We start from the raw sequence: 14491 nt of genomic DNA, 5'->3' as shown, positions 1-14491 counted from the left end.
GCCCGTGACGACGACGGCCGCGACCGCGGCGGCGTCCGCGCGCGCGCTCCTGTCCGGCCTTCTCCTTACCCGCCCCTGAGGGCCGTCCGGGCGCGAGCGCCTGGGCTCTCAGGGGATCGCGCCGCCATCACGACAGGCTCATGAGGCGCCATCCGCGACCGCTCGACGACAAGCGGGACGCCCGCGCCGCGACAGGGTTCAGGACAATGACCAGCACCACCGCCACCGGCAGCACCGCCAAGGACCGGGTTCTCATCTTCGACACCACCTTGCGCGACGGCGAGCAATGCCCCGGCGCGACCATGACGCTGGACGAGAAGCTCGCCGTCGCCGAGCTGCTCGACAGCATGGGCGTGGACATCATCGAGGCGGGCTTTCCCATCGCCTCGAACGGGGATTTCGAGGCCGTTTCCGAGATCGCCCGCCGCTCGAAGCGCGCCGTGATCGCGGGGCTCGCCCGTGCCATCCCCGCCGACATCGCCCGTGCCGGCGAGGCCGTGCGGCAGGCGCAGCGCGGACGCATCCACACCTTCGTCTCGACCTCGCCGATCCATCTCGCGCACCAGATGCGCAAGAGCCAGGACGAGGTCCTGGAGATCATCCTCAAGACCGTGGCCCAGGCCCGCGACCTCGTGGAGGACGTGGAATGGTCGGCCATGGACGCGACCCGCACGCCCGTCGACTATCTCTGCCGCTGCGTCGAGGCCGCGATCCGGGCGGGCGCCACCACCATCAACCTGCCCGATACGGTGGGCTACGCCACGCCGGGCGAGTACCGCGCCATGTTCGAGGCGGTGCGCGAGCGCGTGACGGATTCCGACAAGGCGGTCTTCTCGGTGCATTGTCACAACGATCTCGGGCTGGCCATCGCCAACTCGCTCGCCGGCGTCGAGGGTGGCGCGCGGCAGGTGGAGTGCACCGTCAACGGCATCGGCGAGCGGGCCGGCAACGCGGCCTTGGAGGAGATCATCATGGCGATCCGCACCCGCGGCGACGTCATGCCCTTCGAGACCGGCATCGAGACCACGATGCTCACCCGCGCCTCGAAGCTCGTCAGCCACGCGACGAACTTCCCCGTGCAGTACAACAAGGCCATCGTCGGCCGGAACGCCTTCGCCCACGAGAGCGGCATCCACCAGGACGGCATGCTCAAGCATACCGAGACCTACGAGATCATGACCCCGGAATCGGTCGGCGTCAGCAAGACCTCGCTGGTGATGGGCAAGCACTCGGGACGGGCGGCGTTCCGCACCAAGCTCGCCGAGCTGGGCCTCTCCTTGAGCGACAACCAGATGCAGGACGTGTTCGAGCGCTTCAAGGCGCTCGCCGACCGCAAGAAGCATGTCTACGACGAGGACATCGAGGCGCTGGTCGACGAGAACCTCGCCACGGCGCGCGACCGCATCAAGCTGGTCTCGCTCTCGGTGATCGCGGGCACGCGCGGCCCGCAGCGCGCCACCATGAAGATCGACATGGAGGGCCGCTTCTTCACAGAGGAGGCGGACGGCAACGGCCCCGTGGACGCGGTGTTCAACTGCATCAAGGCGCTGGTCCCGCACGAGGCGCAGCTCGAGCTCTATCAGGTCCACGCGGTCACGGAGGGCACGGACGCGCAGGCCGAGGTCTCCGTGCGCCTCAAGGCCGGCGAGCGCAGCGTCACGGCGCGCGGCGCCGACCCCGACACGCTGGTGGCGTCCGCCAAGGCCTATCTCTCGGCCCTGAACAAGCTCTCGGCCCAGGCCGTGCGCCTCCACGCGCAGCACGTCGCCGCCGAGTAGTTTTTTTCGCACGCCGGTCCCGATCCGCGATCGGGGCCGGCATGCTTGCCGCGGAGAACGATGCCTGGACGACACGATTGTGAAGGAGGCGGCGAAAAAGCTGGGCCTAGGGGGTGGACACCCCCGAAACCCCTTGCTATCAGCCGCCTCCTCACGGGCGGACTTGGTGGCCGCCCGGCGATCGCTCCGGCGATCGGGCGCATAGCTCAGTTGGTAGAGCAGCTGACTCTTAATCAGCGGGTCCTAGGTTCGAACCCTAGTGCGCCCACCAATCATTCCAATGACTTAGCCTGAAAATTGAGGCGGCCCTCGGGCCTGGCACGGACTGTCCGTGCGGGCCGATACAGCCTCGGACAGACATGGCTTGCGCGCGCTCATCGCGGGCATGAAAGCCTGTGAGCGCCGACCGGCATCCCTGTCCCTACCGCGCTCGGGGATGCCCTGGGAGACGCTGACTTCCGAGATGGGCCGCGGCTGCGCGACGGGCAGGCGGCGGGCGGCCGGGCGCATCGGGTTGCTATCGGAGCGTCCGCTCGCCGCCCGTGCAGATCGACAGGAACGGGCGGACCTCATACCCCCAATCGGATCAAGCGCCTCTGGCAGGCGCCCCTGGCAGGCCGGTCGTCGTCAGCGGAGAGCGGCGCGCGCCGAGGACAAGCCCCGCATCGGCACGATGGCGTCCGTTGGACTGAACCATCGGCCGATGTCAGCGCATCGTGCCGAACTGACCGTCCCGATAGAGCAGCGGCAATTCGCCGGACCAGCGGGACGCGACGACCCGGCCGATGAAGATGGTGTGCGTCGCCACATCGAGGGACGATGCGAGCACGCATTCGAGCACCGTCCCGCAGCCCTCGATGAGGGGACATCCGGTCACGCCCTCGCTGAAGGCGACGGTGGCGAAAGGCTGCGGCGCCCGCATCGCGAACCGCATGGCGAGCCCGTCTTGGTCGGCAGACAGAATGTTCAGGGCGAAGCAGGCCCCGTCGCGAATGAGCGCGTGCGAATGGTTGTTGCGGTTGACGGCGACCAGGACCGTCGGGGGAGCGGCCGCCACGCTGGATACGGCCGTCGCCGTCATGCCGTTCGCCTCGCCGCCATGGCGGCTCGTGACGATGCAGACGGTGGAGGCCAGCGCGCGCATCGCCGCCTTGAAGGCGGCCTCGCTCACGCTCGGGAGGTCGGGCAGCGCGGTGCCGGCATCGGGTGGGGCCGTCATGGCGCGCCTCACTCGGCGAGATGATCGCGCAGGGTGGCGCCGGCGTAGTCGCGCCGGACGAGCCCGCGGGCCTGCAACAGGGGGACGACCTGATCCACGAAGTCGGCGAACGTGTCGGGCAGGAAGGCCGGGGAGATCACGAAGCCGTCCGCGGCTCCGCTGTGCAGAATGTCGGCGAGCTCGTCGGCGATGTCCTGCGCGGTCCCGACGAGGCGCGGGCACATCACCCCGCGACCGTAGATGCGCCCCGCGTCGCCGATGGTGATCGGCTCGCCCGCCGCGATGCTCTTCAGGGCCGCGAGGTTGCCCTGGCTCCCCGAGGCCTGGATCGATTCGACGTTCGCATCGAGCGGCAGGGTCGAGAGGTCGGCATTGGCGTGGCCCGCGAGGGTCGACAGGCCGACGAGGGGATCGACCAGGGAATCGTGGAGGTCGCGGAGATCTTCCGCCTCGGCGCGGCTTTGCGCGATGAAGGGCATGACCGCCATCATCACCTTGGTCGCATTCGGCGGACGCCCCTGCGCGGCAAGGCTCGCCGCGACGTCGGCCTTGAAGACCCGCATCCGCTCGACGTTCGGCTGAAGGGCGAAGATGACCTCGGACCAGCGTGCGGCGAAGGCCTTGCCGCGCCCGGACGAGCCGGCCTGGATGATGACCGGCCGCCCTTGCGGCGAGCGCGGAATGTTCAGCGGGCCGCGCGAACGGAACCACGCGCCTTCGTGGTTGATATGGTGGACCTTGGCCGGGTCGGCGTAGATGCCGCGCTCCCGGTCGAGGACGAGGGCGTCCGGCTCCCAACTGTCCCAGAGCTTGAAGGCGACATCCATGAACTCGTCGGCGCGGTCGTAGCGCTCGTCGTGGCCGAGATGCTGCACGTTGCCGAAGTTGAGCGCCTCGCCGTCGTTCATCGAGGTGACGACGTTCCACGCGGCCCGGCCGCTGGAGATGTGGTCGAGGGTCGCGAATTCCCGCGCGACGCCGTAAGGCGACGCGTAGGTCGTCGAACGGGTCGCGCCGAGCCCGATATGATGCGTCATGGCGGACGCTGCCCCGAGGATCGGCAGCGGGTCGAGCCGCGTCGCGTCCTGGTCGCCGTGCCGAATGCCGACCACATGGCTGTCGCCATACCGGTCGGCGATGGCGAGCCTGTCCGCGAAGAACATCAGGTCGAACCGGCCGCGTTCGAGGATCTGCGCGATCTCGACATAATGCCGGAGACTGAGAAAAGGCGTCTCGTGACGCGGGTTGCGCCACAGGGCGTGGCTGTGCACGACCGGCCCGGCATTCATGAAGCCGCATAGATGCATGGTCTTGTTGGGCATGGTCCCCTCCGCGTCTCGTCTGTCGGGCATGCGCGGGCTGCGCATGGGCGGAAGCAACCGCCCGTGCCGTCGACCGATCGGCTTGGAATTCGTCTCCCGGAGCCGCCTCCGATCGCCTCGCGGCGGATGGGCGTCTCCGAGCTCTTGTCGTGCCGCGTACCCCGCCGAACCGGCATCCACCTCGGCGGAGTGCGCTCCGGCGTCCGGAACTAGCTGAGGACGCCGACGATCCGGTTCTTCCCGCCCTCGATCACCTGATGGAGGAAGGAGCGGTTGAGCTGATCGCCCTGATCGTTGAAATCGCAGGTGGCTCCGGCACCCACGTAGTTGATGTCGTGGCCGAGGCGGACGCGTTCGAGCGCCGTGGCGATATCGTCGATGTCGTCGCCCGGCGGGTTGCAGACCGCCCGGATCGACTTCGCCCAGACCGGTGCGTCCGTGCTCTTGGCATGCTCCATGGCGAGGGCGGTCACGCAGACCTGATCGTACATGTTCCCGGCGAAGAGAAAGACGGTGCCGTCGGGAGCGCCCATCGCCTTGACGAACTTCTTGTAGGAGGCGGCGTTGAGGGGCGGGGCGGGCTGCAAGTGATGGATGCCCTCGGCCACCTCCGGGCTGACGCTCCTCAGGAAGGCGCCATCGGCATCGGCGCCGGTGCCGAGGGCCAGCACCTTGGAGCGGAAGCCGCCGCGATAGATCTCCTTGGCGATCGCCACCATGTCGGTGAGGAGCGCGAGGACGAACACCGCCTCCGGCTCCGGCCCGAACGCCTTCTGAACCTCGGCGCGGTAGGACGCCTGATCCGGGGTGTACATGACGACATCGGTCACGGTGCCGCCGAGCTTGGCCATCTCGGCCTTGAACGGCTCGATCATCGCCACGATGAAAGGGTTCTGCTGGGCGAGCAGGGCGACCTTCCTCACGCCGAGATCCTTGAGGATCTTGGCGCCGGCCGGGCCCCATTGCGTGCTCTTCGCCTGGAAGCGGTAGACGAGATTCTTTGTCTCGCCCTCGGTGATCGCGGGGGCGGCGGCCGAGACCATCTGCACCTTGTTGGCGCCGACGATAAGCGGCTTGGCGGCGAGCGCGGGCGGGCTGCCCCAGAAGCCGCCGACCATCTCCACCCGGTTCACCTCGAGCAGCTTGCGCGTGGCCGTGACGCTCGCCGTCGCGCTGGTCTCCTCGTCCTCGATGAACAGCTTGAGCTTGCGGCCGCCCAGGATGCCGCCGGCATCGTTGATGGTCTTCGTCGCGAGGTCGGCCGCCTTCTTCATGTCGGGGCCGTAGGGGCCCGTGGCGCCCGTGAAGGGGATGACGAAGCCGAGCGGGATATCCGCTCCCTGCGCCGCAGCGCCTCCTACGGACCGGATCGCGAGGGGGGCGACACCCAGCCCGGCGAGGAGATGGCGACGGTTCAAGATGGGAAGAGCCACGGTCTCAGATCTCCTGGGGGTGGGAGGGGGGCAGGCTCGGATCGGCCATATCGGCGAGATCGGGCTCGCCGAGCAGGGACGCGGCCTTGCGCTGAGGCTCGCGCAGGAGGCCTTGCGGCCGCAGCAGCAGGAGCAGCACGATGCCGACTCCGACACCGCCCAGGCGCAGGGCCGCGATCTGGGATCCGTCGAGCGCCGGGATGAGATCCTTGAGGAACCGCGTCCCTTCGAGGAGCAGCATGATCGTCCCGGCGCCGATCATCAGGCCGGTATTGGAGCCGCGGCCGCCCGCGATCACCGCCATGAAGGCGTACGAGGTCGTGATCGCCGTGAATTGCGAGGGATCGATATAGGTCATGTAGAAGGCGTGCATGGCGCCCGCGAGCCCCATCGTCGCGCCGCCCACCGCGAAAGCCTTGATCCGCAGGATCAGGACGGGCTTGGCGAGGGAGGCGGCCACCACCGGGTCGTCGCGCAGGGCCCGCAGCACCCGGCCGAAGGGCGAGCGCACCAGGGCCTCGAGGGTGAGATAGACGATGCCGACGAGCGCCACGGCGAAACCGAGAAGGGCGAGGTCCGCGTGCTCCGGCGCGACCAGGCCGGCGAAGGGCCTCGGTATGCCCGCGATGCCGAGCGCGCCGCCTGTCAGCCAGTCCTCGTTGAGCAGCACGAGGCGCACCGCCTCGCCGAACCCCAACGTGACGATGGCGAGATAGTCGTCGGCGAGGCGGATGGACAGCAGGGCGAGGACGACGCTGAGCAACGCGCTCAAGGCCGCCGCCGCCAGCATCGCCGCGAACCAGCCCACCACCGGCGTCAGCAGCGCCGTCGTGTAGGCCCCCAGGGCGACGAAGCCGACGACACCGAAATTGACCAGGCCGGCGCAGCCCCACTGGAAGTTCAAGGCCAGCCCGACAAGGATCGCGATCGCGACGATGACCAGGATGGTGACGAGATAGGCCGTCATTTGCGCACCGCCCGCGCACCGAGGAGACCCTGGCTGCGCACGAGGAGAAGCAGGAGGATCACGGCGAAGCTGACCACCTGGCGATAGCTCGTCGGCACCACGAGGGTCGCCAGTTCCTCGGACAGCCCGACCGCGAGGGCGCCGAGGACCGCCCCGAGCGGGCTGCCGAGCCCCCCGAGGATCGCGGCGGCGAAAACCGGGATCTGGTAGCTCCAGCCGACCAGCGGCTCGACGGCGCGATCGATGGCGGCGAGGACCCCGGCGAGCCCCGTCAGGAGACCGATGATCGCCCATGTGAGCCGCACGATCGCCTCGCGCTCGATGCCGCGCACCGAGGCGAGCGTCGGGTTGTCGGCCACCGCGCGCATCGCTCGGCCCAGGGGCGTCGCGCGCAGCACGAGATGGAGCAGGACGAGGCAGCAGAGCACCGCCGACGCGGTGACGATCTGCTCGTGGCTGATGCGCAGGCCCGCCCAGCGCAGGGGCCGCGCCACCTCGACGTCGAGGCTGCGCGTCGCGTTGCCGAAGACGAAGCGGCACAGGTTCTCCAGGATCAGGGAAACGCCCATCGACGCGACCATCAGGGCGATCGAGCCCTGCTCGCGCAGCCGACCGAACACGGCGATGTCGAGGAGGACGCTGACCAGGGCGACGGTGGCCGCCGCGAGAAGCGCGGCCGCCGCGATCTGGAAGCCGAACTGCGTGTTGAAGACCCAGCCGGCATAGGCGCCGAGGGTGAGGCTGCCGCCGACCGCGAAATTCGGGAACTTGAGGATGCCGAAGGTCAGGCTGACCGCCAGTGCGGGCAGGGCCAGGAGGAGGCCGCTCACGGCGCCGTTGAGCAGAAGCTGACCGATCATGCGGCCCTCGCGAAGAACAGGTCGGCGAGGTCGGCCTGCCGGACTTGCCCGGCCGGCGCCTCCAGGCTCTTGCGCCCGGCGACCAGCACCATCACCGCGTCGGCGATGCGCAGGGCCGCCTGCACGTTCTGCTCGACCAGGACGATCGTGGTGCCTGCTTCCCGGACCCGGACGATGGCTTCCATCGTCTCGGAGACGAAGCGCGGCGACAGCCCGGCGGAGGGCTCGTCGAGGAGCAGCACCTCGGGATTCGCGAGCAGGGCGCAGGCGATGGCGACCATCTGCCGTTGGCCGCCGGAGAGATTTCCCGCCAGCGTGCGGCCCCGGCCCGCGAGCTCGGGGAACAGCGCGAGGACGCGCTCCTCCTGCTCGCGCCCCGTGCCGGCGCGGCGGCGGAGGAACTCGGTGGCGAGCTGCATGTTCTCGCGCACGGTGAGCGTGGCGAAGACGTTCTTCTCCTGAGGCACATAGGCGACGCCGGCCGCCACGCGGCGCGCCGCCGACAATCCCGTCACGTCGCGCCCGGTGATGCCGATCGAGCCCTCGCGGGGCCGCAGGAGCCCGGCGAGCGTCTTCACGAAGGTCGATTTGCCGGAGCCGTTGGGGCCGATCACCGCGAGGATCGTCTCGGGCCGCTGATCGAGGTCGATGCCGCGCAGGATGTCTCCGCCGCGCCCGTATCCGGCACGCAGGCCGCGGACCGCGAGGGCGGGAATGGCCGGCGCGCCGCTCACGCCGCCAGCCCGAGATAGGCGTCGACGACGCGGGCATCCGCTGTCACGTCGGCGAAGGTCCCGGACACCAGGGGGCGCCCCTCCGCCAGGACGTGGATATGATCGCAGACTTCGCGGATGAGATGCATGTCGTGCTCCACGACGATGATCGTGAGGCCCGCCCGGCGCAGTTCGCGGATCAGGTCGATGATCGCGTCGAGCAGCGGCGGCGAGACGCCGGCGGCCGGCTCGTCCAGGCACAGGACCGCCGGCTCGAGCATCAATGCGCGGGCCAGTTCGAGGAGCTTCTTCTGCCCGCCGGACAGGGATCCGGCCGGCGCGTCCGCGAGGCGCCACAACCCGATCCGTTCGAGCAGGCCACGGGCCCGGACCGCGCGCGCACGCTCCTGGGCCTCGACGGCGCCCCGGCGGAACAGCGCGCCGACGATGGTCTCGCCGATCTGGGCACTTGGCGCGAGAAGCAGGGTCTCGAGGACCGTGAGACCGGCGAGATCGCGCACGATCTGGAATGTGCGCACGATCCCACGCGCCGCGACGATGTGCGAGGGCAGCCCGGTGATCGGGACGCCGCGGAACAGGATCTCCCCGGAATCCGGGGCCACCAGGCCGCAGAGCACGTTGAGCAGCGTCGTCTTGCCGGCCCCGTTCGGGCCGATGATCCCGGTCACGCAGCCGGCCTCGATGGCGAGGGAGCAGCCGTCGAGCGCGGCGGCGCCGCCATACGCCTTCCCGATCTCCCGAATCTCGATCGCCGTCGTCACGCCGGATGCGCTCCCGTGCCCATGGAATCGATCTAGAACGTCAAGCGGACCGCGATGCCGCATGCTTATTTATCGTGCATGACTGCATCATATTGGGTCAAATCATGCAAATTATCTGCGCTCGCTCTATCCTATCCCTGCGAAAACTACGCTTCACCGGACCGACATACAAATTTATAATGTTTTGCCTCAGGCAAAGTCTGGCTTATGACGCATCCGCACCTCTTGGACCTTTCGCTGCTGAAGACGTTCGTGCTGCTGGCGGAGGAGCGCAGCGTCACGCGGGTCGCGCAGCGCCTGCACAGAACCCAGCCGGCGATCAGCCTCCAGCTGAACCGGCTCGAGCAGCTCGTCGGCCGCCCCATCTTCGAGTCCGATCTGCGGCGCCCCAGGCTCACGGCGCAGGGCGAGACCCTGCTGACCTATGCCCGCCGCCTCCTCGACCTGCACGACGAGGCTCGCGCGCATCTCCTGTCCGATGCGGTCTCGGGCCGCGTCGTGCTCGGATGCCCCGACCTGTACGCCGCCTTCCTGCTGCCCCGGACCCTGGCGCGCTTCCAGGCCGCCTATCCGGCGGTCGAGGTCACGGTGCGCTGCACCCTCAGCCGGCAGGTGGCGCAGGCGATGGAGGAAGGGGACATCGACGTGGCGCTCGCCACGCGGATGCCGGACGTGCACCCCCGCATTCCCAGCATCACCCTGCTGCGTCGGGAGCGTCTGGTCTGGCTCGGAGCGGAGGGGGGCTCGGCCCATAGGCGCGATCCGATGCCGATCGCCATGCTGCCCGAAGGCAACCTCTACCGGGACCACGCGCTCGCAGCGCTCGATCGGGCGGGGATCGCGTGGCGGATCGCCTGCGTCTCGGAAAGCATCGCCGGGCTCCAGGCCATGGCGCTCGCCGACGCGGCGGTGATCGTCTTGGCGCAGAGCGTCGACGTCGCCGGGCTGCGCCAGCTCGGCCGCGCCGACGGCTTGCCGCCGATGCCGGATGTGGACCTGATGCTGTGGCAGCGTCAGCCGGGCCGCTCCTCGGCCGCCGATCACCTCGCCTCGCACATCGCCCGCGATCTCGGGGAACGTGTCGGTTCAGGTCCCGACGCGCCGGACGCGGTCTGACCCGGCACGCCGGAGAGCTCCGCATGCGTTCGACCCACGGCAGCCGGGCTTCGGCCGAGGCAGCGAGACGAGGCGGCAGCGAGATGACGGACAGGTCGAAGGAGGGACTCTGGGCCTGGCGCCAGCCCGAGAACCACAACCACATGATCGCCTTGCAGGAGCAAGCCGGCGACCCGCCGCCACACGACGGTCATGTCGAGCTGAGCTATTTCGGCGGCTCCGCCTTCAGGATCACCGCCCCGTCCGGCCTGACCCTGTTGATCGATCCGTGGCGCAATCCGCCATGGGGAAACGGGGATTGGTTTCTCCACGACTTCCCGTCCATCGCCGTGGACGTCGCCTTGTCCACGCATGCTCACTTCGACCATGACGGCGTCCACCGGGTGAGCGCGCACACGGTCCTCGACAGGCTCATCGGCACCTACGAATTCGCCGGCGTCCGCATCACCGGCATTGCCGACAAGCACGTCTGCGACAGCACGCACAATGCCTACGATTGGGCGGAGACGACGCGGCGGCTCACCGCGGTGAAGACCTCACCGCCCGACAACTGGCGCTCGTTCGACAACTGCCTCCTGCTTGTCGAGGTGGCGGGTCTGCGCATCCTGCACTGGGGCGACAACCGCCCGAATCCTCCGGAGCACGTATGGACACAGCTTGGAGAGATCGACGTCCTGCTCCTGCCGGTAGACGGCTCGCAGCACGTCCTGAGCCATGCGCAGGCGGACGCCGTCGCCGCGAAGCTCGCCGCGCGGCTCATCGTGCCGCATCACTACGGCATCAGTGACGTGACGACACACAGCTCGACGCTCCTGCCGCCCGATGACTGGGTCAATGGCAGGGAAGATTCCATCTGGACCGAGAGCGGCTCGTTCCGGCTGGATCCCGCCTTTGTCAGGCAGCAGCGCAATCGCGTCGTCTGCTTCGGACGTCACGTCGCTTTCGACAAGACGGACCTGCGACGCAAGCCGTAGCTCCTCTCAGAGCCCCTCGATGAGGTTGGGTGGCGACACGCGCAGCAGGGCGGCAATTGGCGAGCCCGATGGCGTCCTCCACGGCCGCCATCTCCGTGGCCCGGCGGGACCATAGGGATGTCAGAACACCGAATAGACGAATTAGATCAGAGACTTATTGGCTTGGCTGGGGCGCCAGGATTCGAACCTGGGAATGACGGTACCAAAAACCGTTGCCTTACCGCTTGGCGACGCCCCACCGGAGGCCGTGCGTTGTCTAGACGGCGGCGCTGGTCGAGGCAACAGCCGGCGGGGTAGGCTGTGCGCCCTGGCCTCGCGGCGTCGGCGGCCATCGGGACAAGGACGGGGGACGGTATGGGCAAGCCCGTGGCGATCGTGACGGGGGCCGGCTCCGGCGTCGGCCGGGCGGTGGCCCTGGGGCTCGGCGGGGCCGGCTACGCCGTGGTGCTCGCCGGCAGGCGGCGCGAGCCGCTGGAAACGCTGGCCGGCGAGATCGGCGGCGGGGCGCTTCCCGTCGCCGCCGACGTCACCGATCCGGCCTCCGTCGCGGCGCTGTTCGCCCGCGTCGAACAGGCGTTCGGCCGGCTCGACGTGCTGTTCAACAACGCAGGCGTGTTCACGCCCTCCGCGCCCGTCGACGAGATCGCCATCGAGGATTGGCGGCGCAGCCTCGACACCAACCTGACGGGCGCCTTCCTGTGCACGCGGGAAGCCTTTCGGATAATGAAGGCGCAGAGCCCGAAGGGCGGGCGCATCATCAACAACGGCTCCCTCGCGGCGCAGGTGCCGCGCCCGAACTCGGCGCCCTACACCGCCACGAAGCACGCCATCACCGGGTTGACCCGCTCCACCTCCCTCGACGGCCGCGCCCACGGCATCGCCTGCGGCCAGATCGACATCGGCAACGCCGAGACCGACATGACCCGCGCCTTCGCGACGGGAGCGCGTCAGGCGGACGGCTCGATGAAGCCGGAGCCGGTGATGGACGCCCGCCACGTCGCCGACGCGGTGGTCTACATGGCCGGGCTGCCGCTCTCGGCCAACGTGCAGTTCATGACCGTGATGGCCACCGCCATGCCCTATATCGGCCGGGGCTGAGCGGACGGGCGGCTTTGCCAATGCGGCGCGATCCGCCTACAAGGCACGGCGGGCGCCCCGGCGGCGCCCGCTCCTGACAGTTCCTAGAGACGGATGCCCGCGCGACCGGACCGCGGGCAGGGCGACCGCCATGCTGATGCAGACCGAAACCAAGCGCGAGGCCGCCGCCGACCCGGTGGCGCGGCGGCGCACCTTCGCGATCATCTCCCACCCGGACGCCGGCAAGACCACGCTCACCGAGAAGCTGCTGCTGTTCGGCGGCGCGATCCAGCTTGCCGGCGAGGTGAAGGCCAAGCGCAACCGCGTCTCGACCCGCTCCGACTGGATGGGCATCGAGAAGGAGCGCGGCATCTCGGTCGTCACCTCGGTGATGACCTTCGAGTACGGCGACTGCGTCTTCAACCTGCTCGATACCCCCGGCCACGAGGACTTCTCGGAGGACACCTACCGCACGCTGACGGCGGTGGATTCCGCCGTGATGGTGATCGACGCGGCGAAGGGCATCGAGGCGCGCACGCGAAAGCTTTTCGAGGTCTGCCGCCTGCGCGACATCCCGATCGTCACCTTCGTGAACAAGCTCGACCGCGAGGCCCGCGACCCGTTCGAACTCCTGGACGAGATCGAGAAGACGCTGGCGCTCGACGTCGCCCCCGTCACCTGGCCCATCGGCCGGGGCCGCAACTTCGCCGGCACCTACGAGCTCGGGGCCAACCGCGTGCGCCGGCTGGATGCCGCGGACGATGCCGGCACGGTAGCGGTCTCGGGGCTCGACGACCCGCTCTTCGACAGGCTGCTCACCGAGAACGGCGAGGCCGACGGCTGGCGGGAGGAAGCGGAGCTCGCCGAGGGCGGGCTCAAGAGCTTCGATCTCGCAGCCTTCCGCGAGGGCCACCTGACACCGGTCTTCTTCGGCAGCGCCTTGCGCAACTTCGGCGTGCGCGACCTCATCGACGGGCTCGCCCGCTTCGCCCCGCCCCCGCGCGGGCAGGATTCCGACAAGCGCCTCGTCGAGCCGACCGAGCCGAAGATGACCGGCTTCGTCTTCAAGATCCAGGCGAACATGGACCCCAACCACCGGGACCGCATCGCCTTCATGCGGGTCTGTTCCGGCAGGCTGAACAGGGGAATGAAGGCGCGGCTGGTGCGCACCGGCAAGCCGATCTCGCTCACCGCGCCGCAGTTCTTCTTCGCGCAGGACCGCGCCATCGCCGACGAAGCCTTCGCCGGCGACGTGGTCGGCATCCCGAACCACGGGACCTTGCGCATCGGCGATACCCTCACCGAGGGCGAGGAGATCGTGTTTCGCGGGGTGCCGAGCTTCGCCCCCGAGCTGCTGCGCCGGGTGAAGCTCACCGACGCGATGAAGGCCAAGAAGCTGCGCGAGGCGCTCCAGCAGATGGGCGAGGAGGGCGTGGTCCAGGTCTTCATCCCCGACGACGGCTCTCAGGCCATCGTCGGCGTGGTCGGCGCGCTCCAGCTCGACGTGCTGAAGGAGCGCCTCCAGGCGGAATACGGCCTGCCCGTGGACTACGACGCCACCCGCTTCACGGTCTGCCGCTGGATCGAGGCGGACAAGGAAGTCGAGCTCGACAAGTTCGTCGGCCAGCACGGCTCGTCCATGGCGCGCGACCTCGATGGGGCGCCGGTGTTCATGGCGACCACCGCCTTCTCGCTGCGCTACGAGGAGGAGCGCTGGCCGGAGGTCCGCTTCACCGACGTGAAGGACTACCAGAAGCGCGCGCCCTGAGTGGCGTGCGGTATACGGTTCAGAACTTGCCGAGCATCGGGAAATCGACGCTCAGGGTCGATTCCGTGGTGGCGGGGGCCTCGCGCTTCCTGGGCTTGCGGTTGAGCACCTGCTTCAGCTTCACCTTGAGCACGTTCATGTCGAACGGCTTGAGGATGAAGGCATCCGCCCCGGCCTGGTGGGCCATGGTGATGTCCTCGAAGGTGAAGGACGATTCCGTGAGGATGAAGGGCGTGTTCGCCAGCGCCTCGTCGGCGCGGATCTCGCGCAGCAGGGCGATGCCGTCGAGGGGCTCCATGTCGAGATCGGAGATGACGAGGGCATAGCGCCGCTCGCGCAGCTTATCGAGGGCGTCCATGGCGCTCGACACGCCCTCGACCTCGGGGAAGCCGAGCCGGTTCATCAGCATGATGACCAGCTTGAGGAGCTTCTCCTGATCGTCGACGACGAGGATCGGTGGCGTGTCGCTCATGGTCCGGCCG

At 69.0% G+C, this 14491-nt stretch carries 13 protein-coding genes and 2 tRNA genes; 6 read left to right on the top strand and 9 right to left on the bottom strand.

Going from position 1 to position 14491, the window contains the following annotated elements; genetic code table 11:
• The first annotated feature begins 206 nt into the window (after positions 1 to 206).
• The gene (locus ACP56T_RS15075) at positions 207 to 1778 is read left to right on the top strand and encodes a 2-isopropylmalate synthase (protein WP_430912950.1); all 1572 of its coding nucleotides are present in this window, start codon (positions 207 to 209) and stop codon (positions 1776 to 1778) included.
• A 195-nt stretch (positions 1779 to 1973) separates the two neighbouring features.
• Positions 1974 to 2049, top strand: a tRNA-Lys gene (locus tag ACP56T_RS15070).
• Between the two features lie 435 nt (positions 2050 to 2484).
• Here the strand turns inward: ACP56T_RS15070 and ACP56T_RS15065 are convergent.
• The 7 genes from ACP56T_RS15065 to ACP56T_RS15035 form a co-directional block, all read right to left on the bottom strand.
• Positions 2485 to 2997 carry a flavin reductase family protein gene (locus ACP56T_RS15065; protein ID WP_430912949.1) on the bottom strand — a complete coding sequence of 171 codons (513 nt, stop codon included), beginning with the start codon at positions 2995 to 2997 and terminating at the stop codon, positions 2485 to 2487.
• An 8-nt stretch (positions 2998 to 3005) separates the two neighbouring features.
• Entirely contained in the window at positions 3006 to 4319 is a 1314-nt protein-coding gene (locus tag ACP56T_RS15060) for an LLM class flavin-dependent oxidoreductase (protein WP_430912948.1), read from the bottom strand.
• 209 nt (positions 4320 to 4528) lie between these two features.
• The gene (locus ACP56T_RS15055) at positions 4529 to 5752 is read right to left on the bottom strand and encodes an ABC transporter substrate-binding protein (protein WP_430912947.1); all 1224 of its coding nucleotides are present in this window, start codon (positions 5750 to 5752) and stop codon (positions 4529 to 4531) included.
• A 4-nt stretch (positions 5753 to 5756) separates the two neighbouring features.
• On the bottom strand, positions 5757 to 6719 hold the full coding sequence (locus ACP56T_RS15050; RefSeq protein WP_430912946.1) for a branched-chain amino acid ABC transporter permease: 963 nt from the start codon (positions 6717 to 6719) through the stop codon (positions 5757 to 5759).
• Positions 6716 to 7579: a branched-chain amino acid ABC transporter permease gene (locus tag ACP56T_RS15045; RefSeq protein ID WP_430912945.1), complete on the bottom strand. Its 864-nt coding sequence runs from the start codon at positions 7577 to 7579 to the stop codon at positions 6716 to 6718. Before ACP56T_RS15045 ends, ACP56T_RS15050 begins: the two co-directional genes overlap by 4 nt.
• The gene (locus ACP56T_RS15040) at positions 7576 to 8313 is read right to left on the bottom strand and encodes an ABC transporter ATP-binding protein (RefSeq protein ID WP_430912944.1); all 738 of its coding nucleotides are present in this window, start codon (positions 8311 to 8313) and stop codon (positions 7576 to 7578) included. Before ACP56T_RS15040 ends, ACP56T_RS15045 begins: the two co-directional genes overlap by 4 nt.
• Entirely contained in the window at positions 8310 to 9074 is a 765-nt protein-coding gene (locus ACP56T_RS15035; RefSeq protein WP_430912943.1) for an ABC transporter ATP-binding protein, read from the bottom strand. Before ACP56T_RS15035 ends, ACP56T_RS15040 begins: the two co-directional genes overlap by 4 nt.
• Before the next feature lie 207 nt (positions 9075 to 9281).
• Here ACP56T_RS15035 and ACP56T_RS15030 point away from each other — a divergent pair, with 207 nt between their 5' ends.
• Both ACP56T_RS15030 and ACP56T_RS15025 read left to right on the top strand, forming a co-directional pair.
• A complete protein-coding gene (locus ACP56T_RS15030; protein WP_430912942.1) occupies positions 9282 to 10190 on the top strand; it encodes a LysR substrate-binding domain-containing protein in 909 nt (302 codons plus the stop codon).
• A 23-nt stretch (positions 10191 to 10213) separates the two neighbouring features.
• Positions 10214 to 11164 carry an MBL fold metallo-hydrolase gene (locus tag ACP56T_RS15025; protein ID WP_430912941.1) on the top strand — a complete coding sequence of 317 codons (951 nt, stop codon included), beginning with the start codon at positions 10214 to 10216 and terminating at the stop codon, positions 11162 to 11164.
• A 163-nt stretch (positions 11165 to 11327) separates the two neighbouring features.
• Here ACP56T_RS15025 and ACP56T_RS15020 read toward each other — a convergent pair.
• A tRNA-Gln gene (locus ACP56T_RS15020) sits at positions 11328 to 11402 on the bottom strand.
• Positions 11403 to 11518: 116 nt separating this feature from the next.
• Here ACP56T_RS15020 and ACP56T_RS15015 point away from each other — a divergent pair.
• Both ACP56T_RS15015 and ACP56T_RS15010 read left to right on the top strand, forming a co-directional pair.
• Positions 11519 to 12262 (top strand): SDR family oxidoreductase, encoded by a 744-nt coding sequence (locus ACP56T_RS15015; protein ID WP_430912940.1) that lies wholly within the window; start codon positions 11519 to 11521, stop codon positions 12260 to 12262.
• Positions 12263 to 12392: 130 nt separating this feature from the next.
• Positions 12393 to 14009: a peptide chain release factor 3 gene (locus ACP56T_RS15010; protein ID WP_430912939.1), complete on the top strand. Its 1617-nt coding sequence runs from the start codon at positions 12393 to 12395 to the stop codon at positions 14007 to 14009.
• 19 nt (positions 14010 to 14028) lie between these two features.
• Here the strand turns inward: ACP56T_RS15010 and ACP56T_RS15005 are convergent, their stop codons facing one another.
• Positions 14029 to 14481, bottom strand: coding sequence for a response regulator (locus tag ACP56T_RS15005; RefSeq protein ID WP_430912938.1), 453 nt, complete (start codon positions 14479 to 14481; stop codon positions 14029 to 14031).
• Positions 14482 to 14491 lie beyond the last annotated feature (10 nt).

The sequence above is a fragment of the Methylobacterium endophyticum genome (assembly GCF_050591105.1).
Taxonomy (GTDB): Bacteria; Pseudomonadota; Alphaproteobacteria; order Rhizobiales; family Beijerinckiaceae; genus Methylobacterium.
Note: the sequence above shows the minus strand (reverse complement) of the source record. Positions and strands in the feature narration are given on the sequence as shown.

Excerpts from the sequence above, each read along its gene's own strand:
- ACP56T_RS15025 (WP_430912941.1), top strand. The coding sequence starts at position 10,214 with ATGCGTTCGACCCACGGCAGCCGGGCTTCGGCCGAGGCAGCGAGACGA.
- ACP56T_RS15050 (WP_430912946.1), bottom strand. The coding sequence starts at position 6,719 with ATGACGGCCTATCTCGTCACCATCCTGGTCATCGTCGCGATCGCGATC.
- ACP56T_RS15010 (WP_430912939.1), top strand. The coding sequence starts at position 12,393 with ATGCTGATGCAGACCGAAACCAAGCGCGAGGCCGCCGCCGACCCGGTG.
- ACP56T_RS15030 (WP_430912942.1), top strand. The coding sequence starts at position 9,282 with ATGACGCATCCGCACCTCTTGGACCTTTCGCTGCTGAAGACGTTCGTG.
- ACP56T_RS15045 (WP_430912945.1), bottom strand. The coding sequence starts at position 7,579 with ATGATCGGTCAGCTTCTGCTCAACGGCGCCGTGAGCGGCCTCCTCCTG.
- ACP56T_RS15065 (WP_430912949.1), bottom strand. The coding sequence starts at position 2,997 with ATGACGGCCCCACCCGATGCCGGCACCGCGCTGCCCGACCTCCCGAGC.
- ACP56T_RS15015 (WP_430912940.1), top strand. The coding sequence starts at position 11,519 with ATGGGCAAGCCCGTGGCGATCGTGACGGGGGCCGGCTCCGGCGTCGGC.
- ACP56T_RS15060 (WP_430912948.1), bottom strand. The coding sequence starts at position 4,319 with ATGCCCAACAAGACCATGCATCTATGCGGCTTCATGAATGCCGGGCCG.
- ACP56T_RS15005 (WP_430912938.1), bottom strand. The coding sequence starts at position 14,481 with ATGAGCGACACGCCACCGATCCTCGTCGTCGACGATCAGGAGAAGCTC.
- ACP56T_RS15075 (WP_430912950.1), top strand. The coding sequence starts at position 207 with ATGACCAGCACCACCGCCACCGGCAGCACCGCCAAGGACCGGGTTCTC.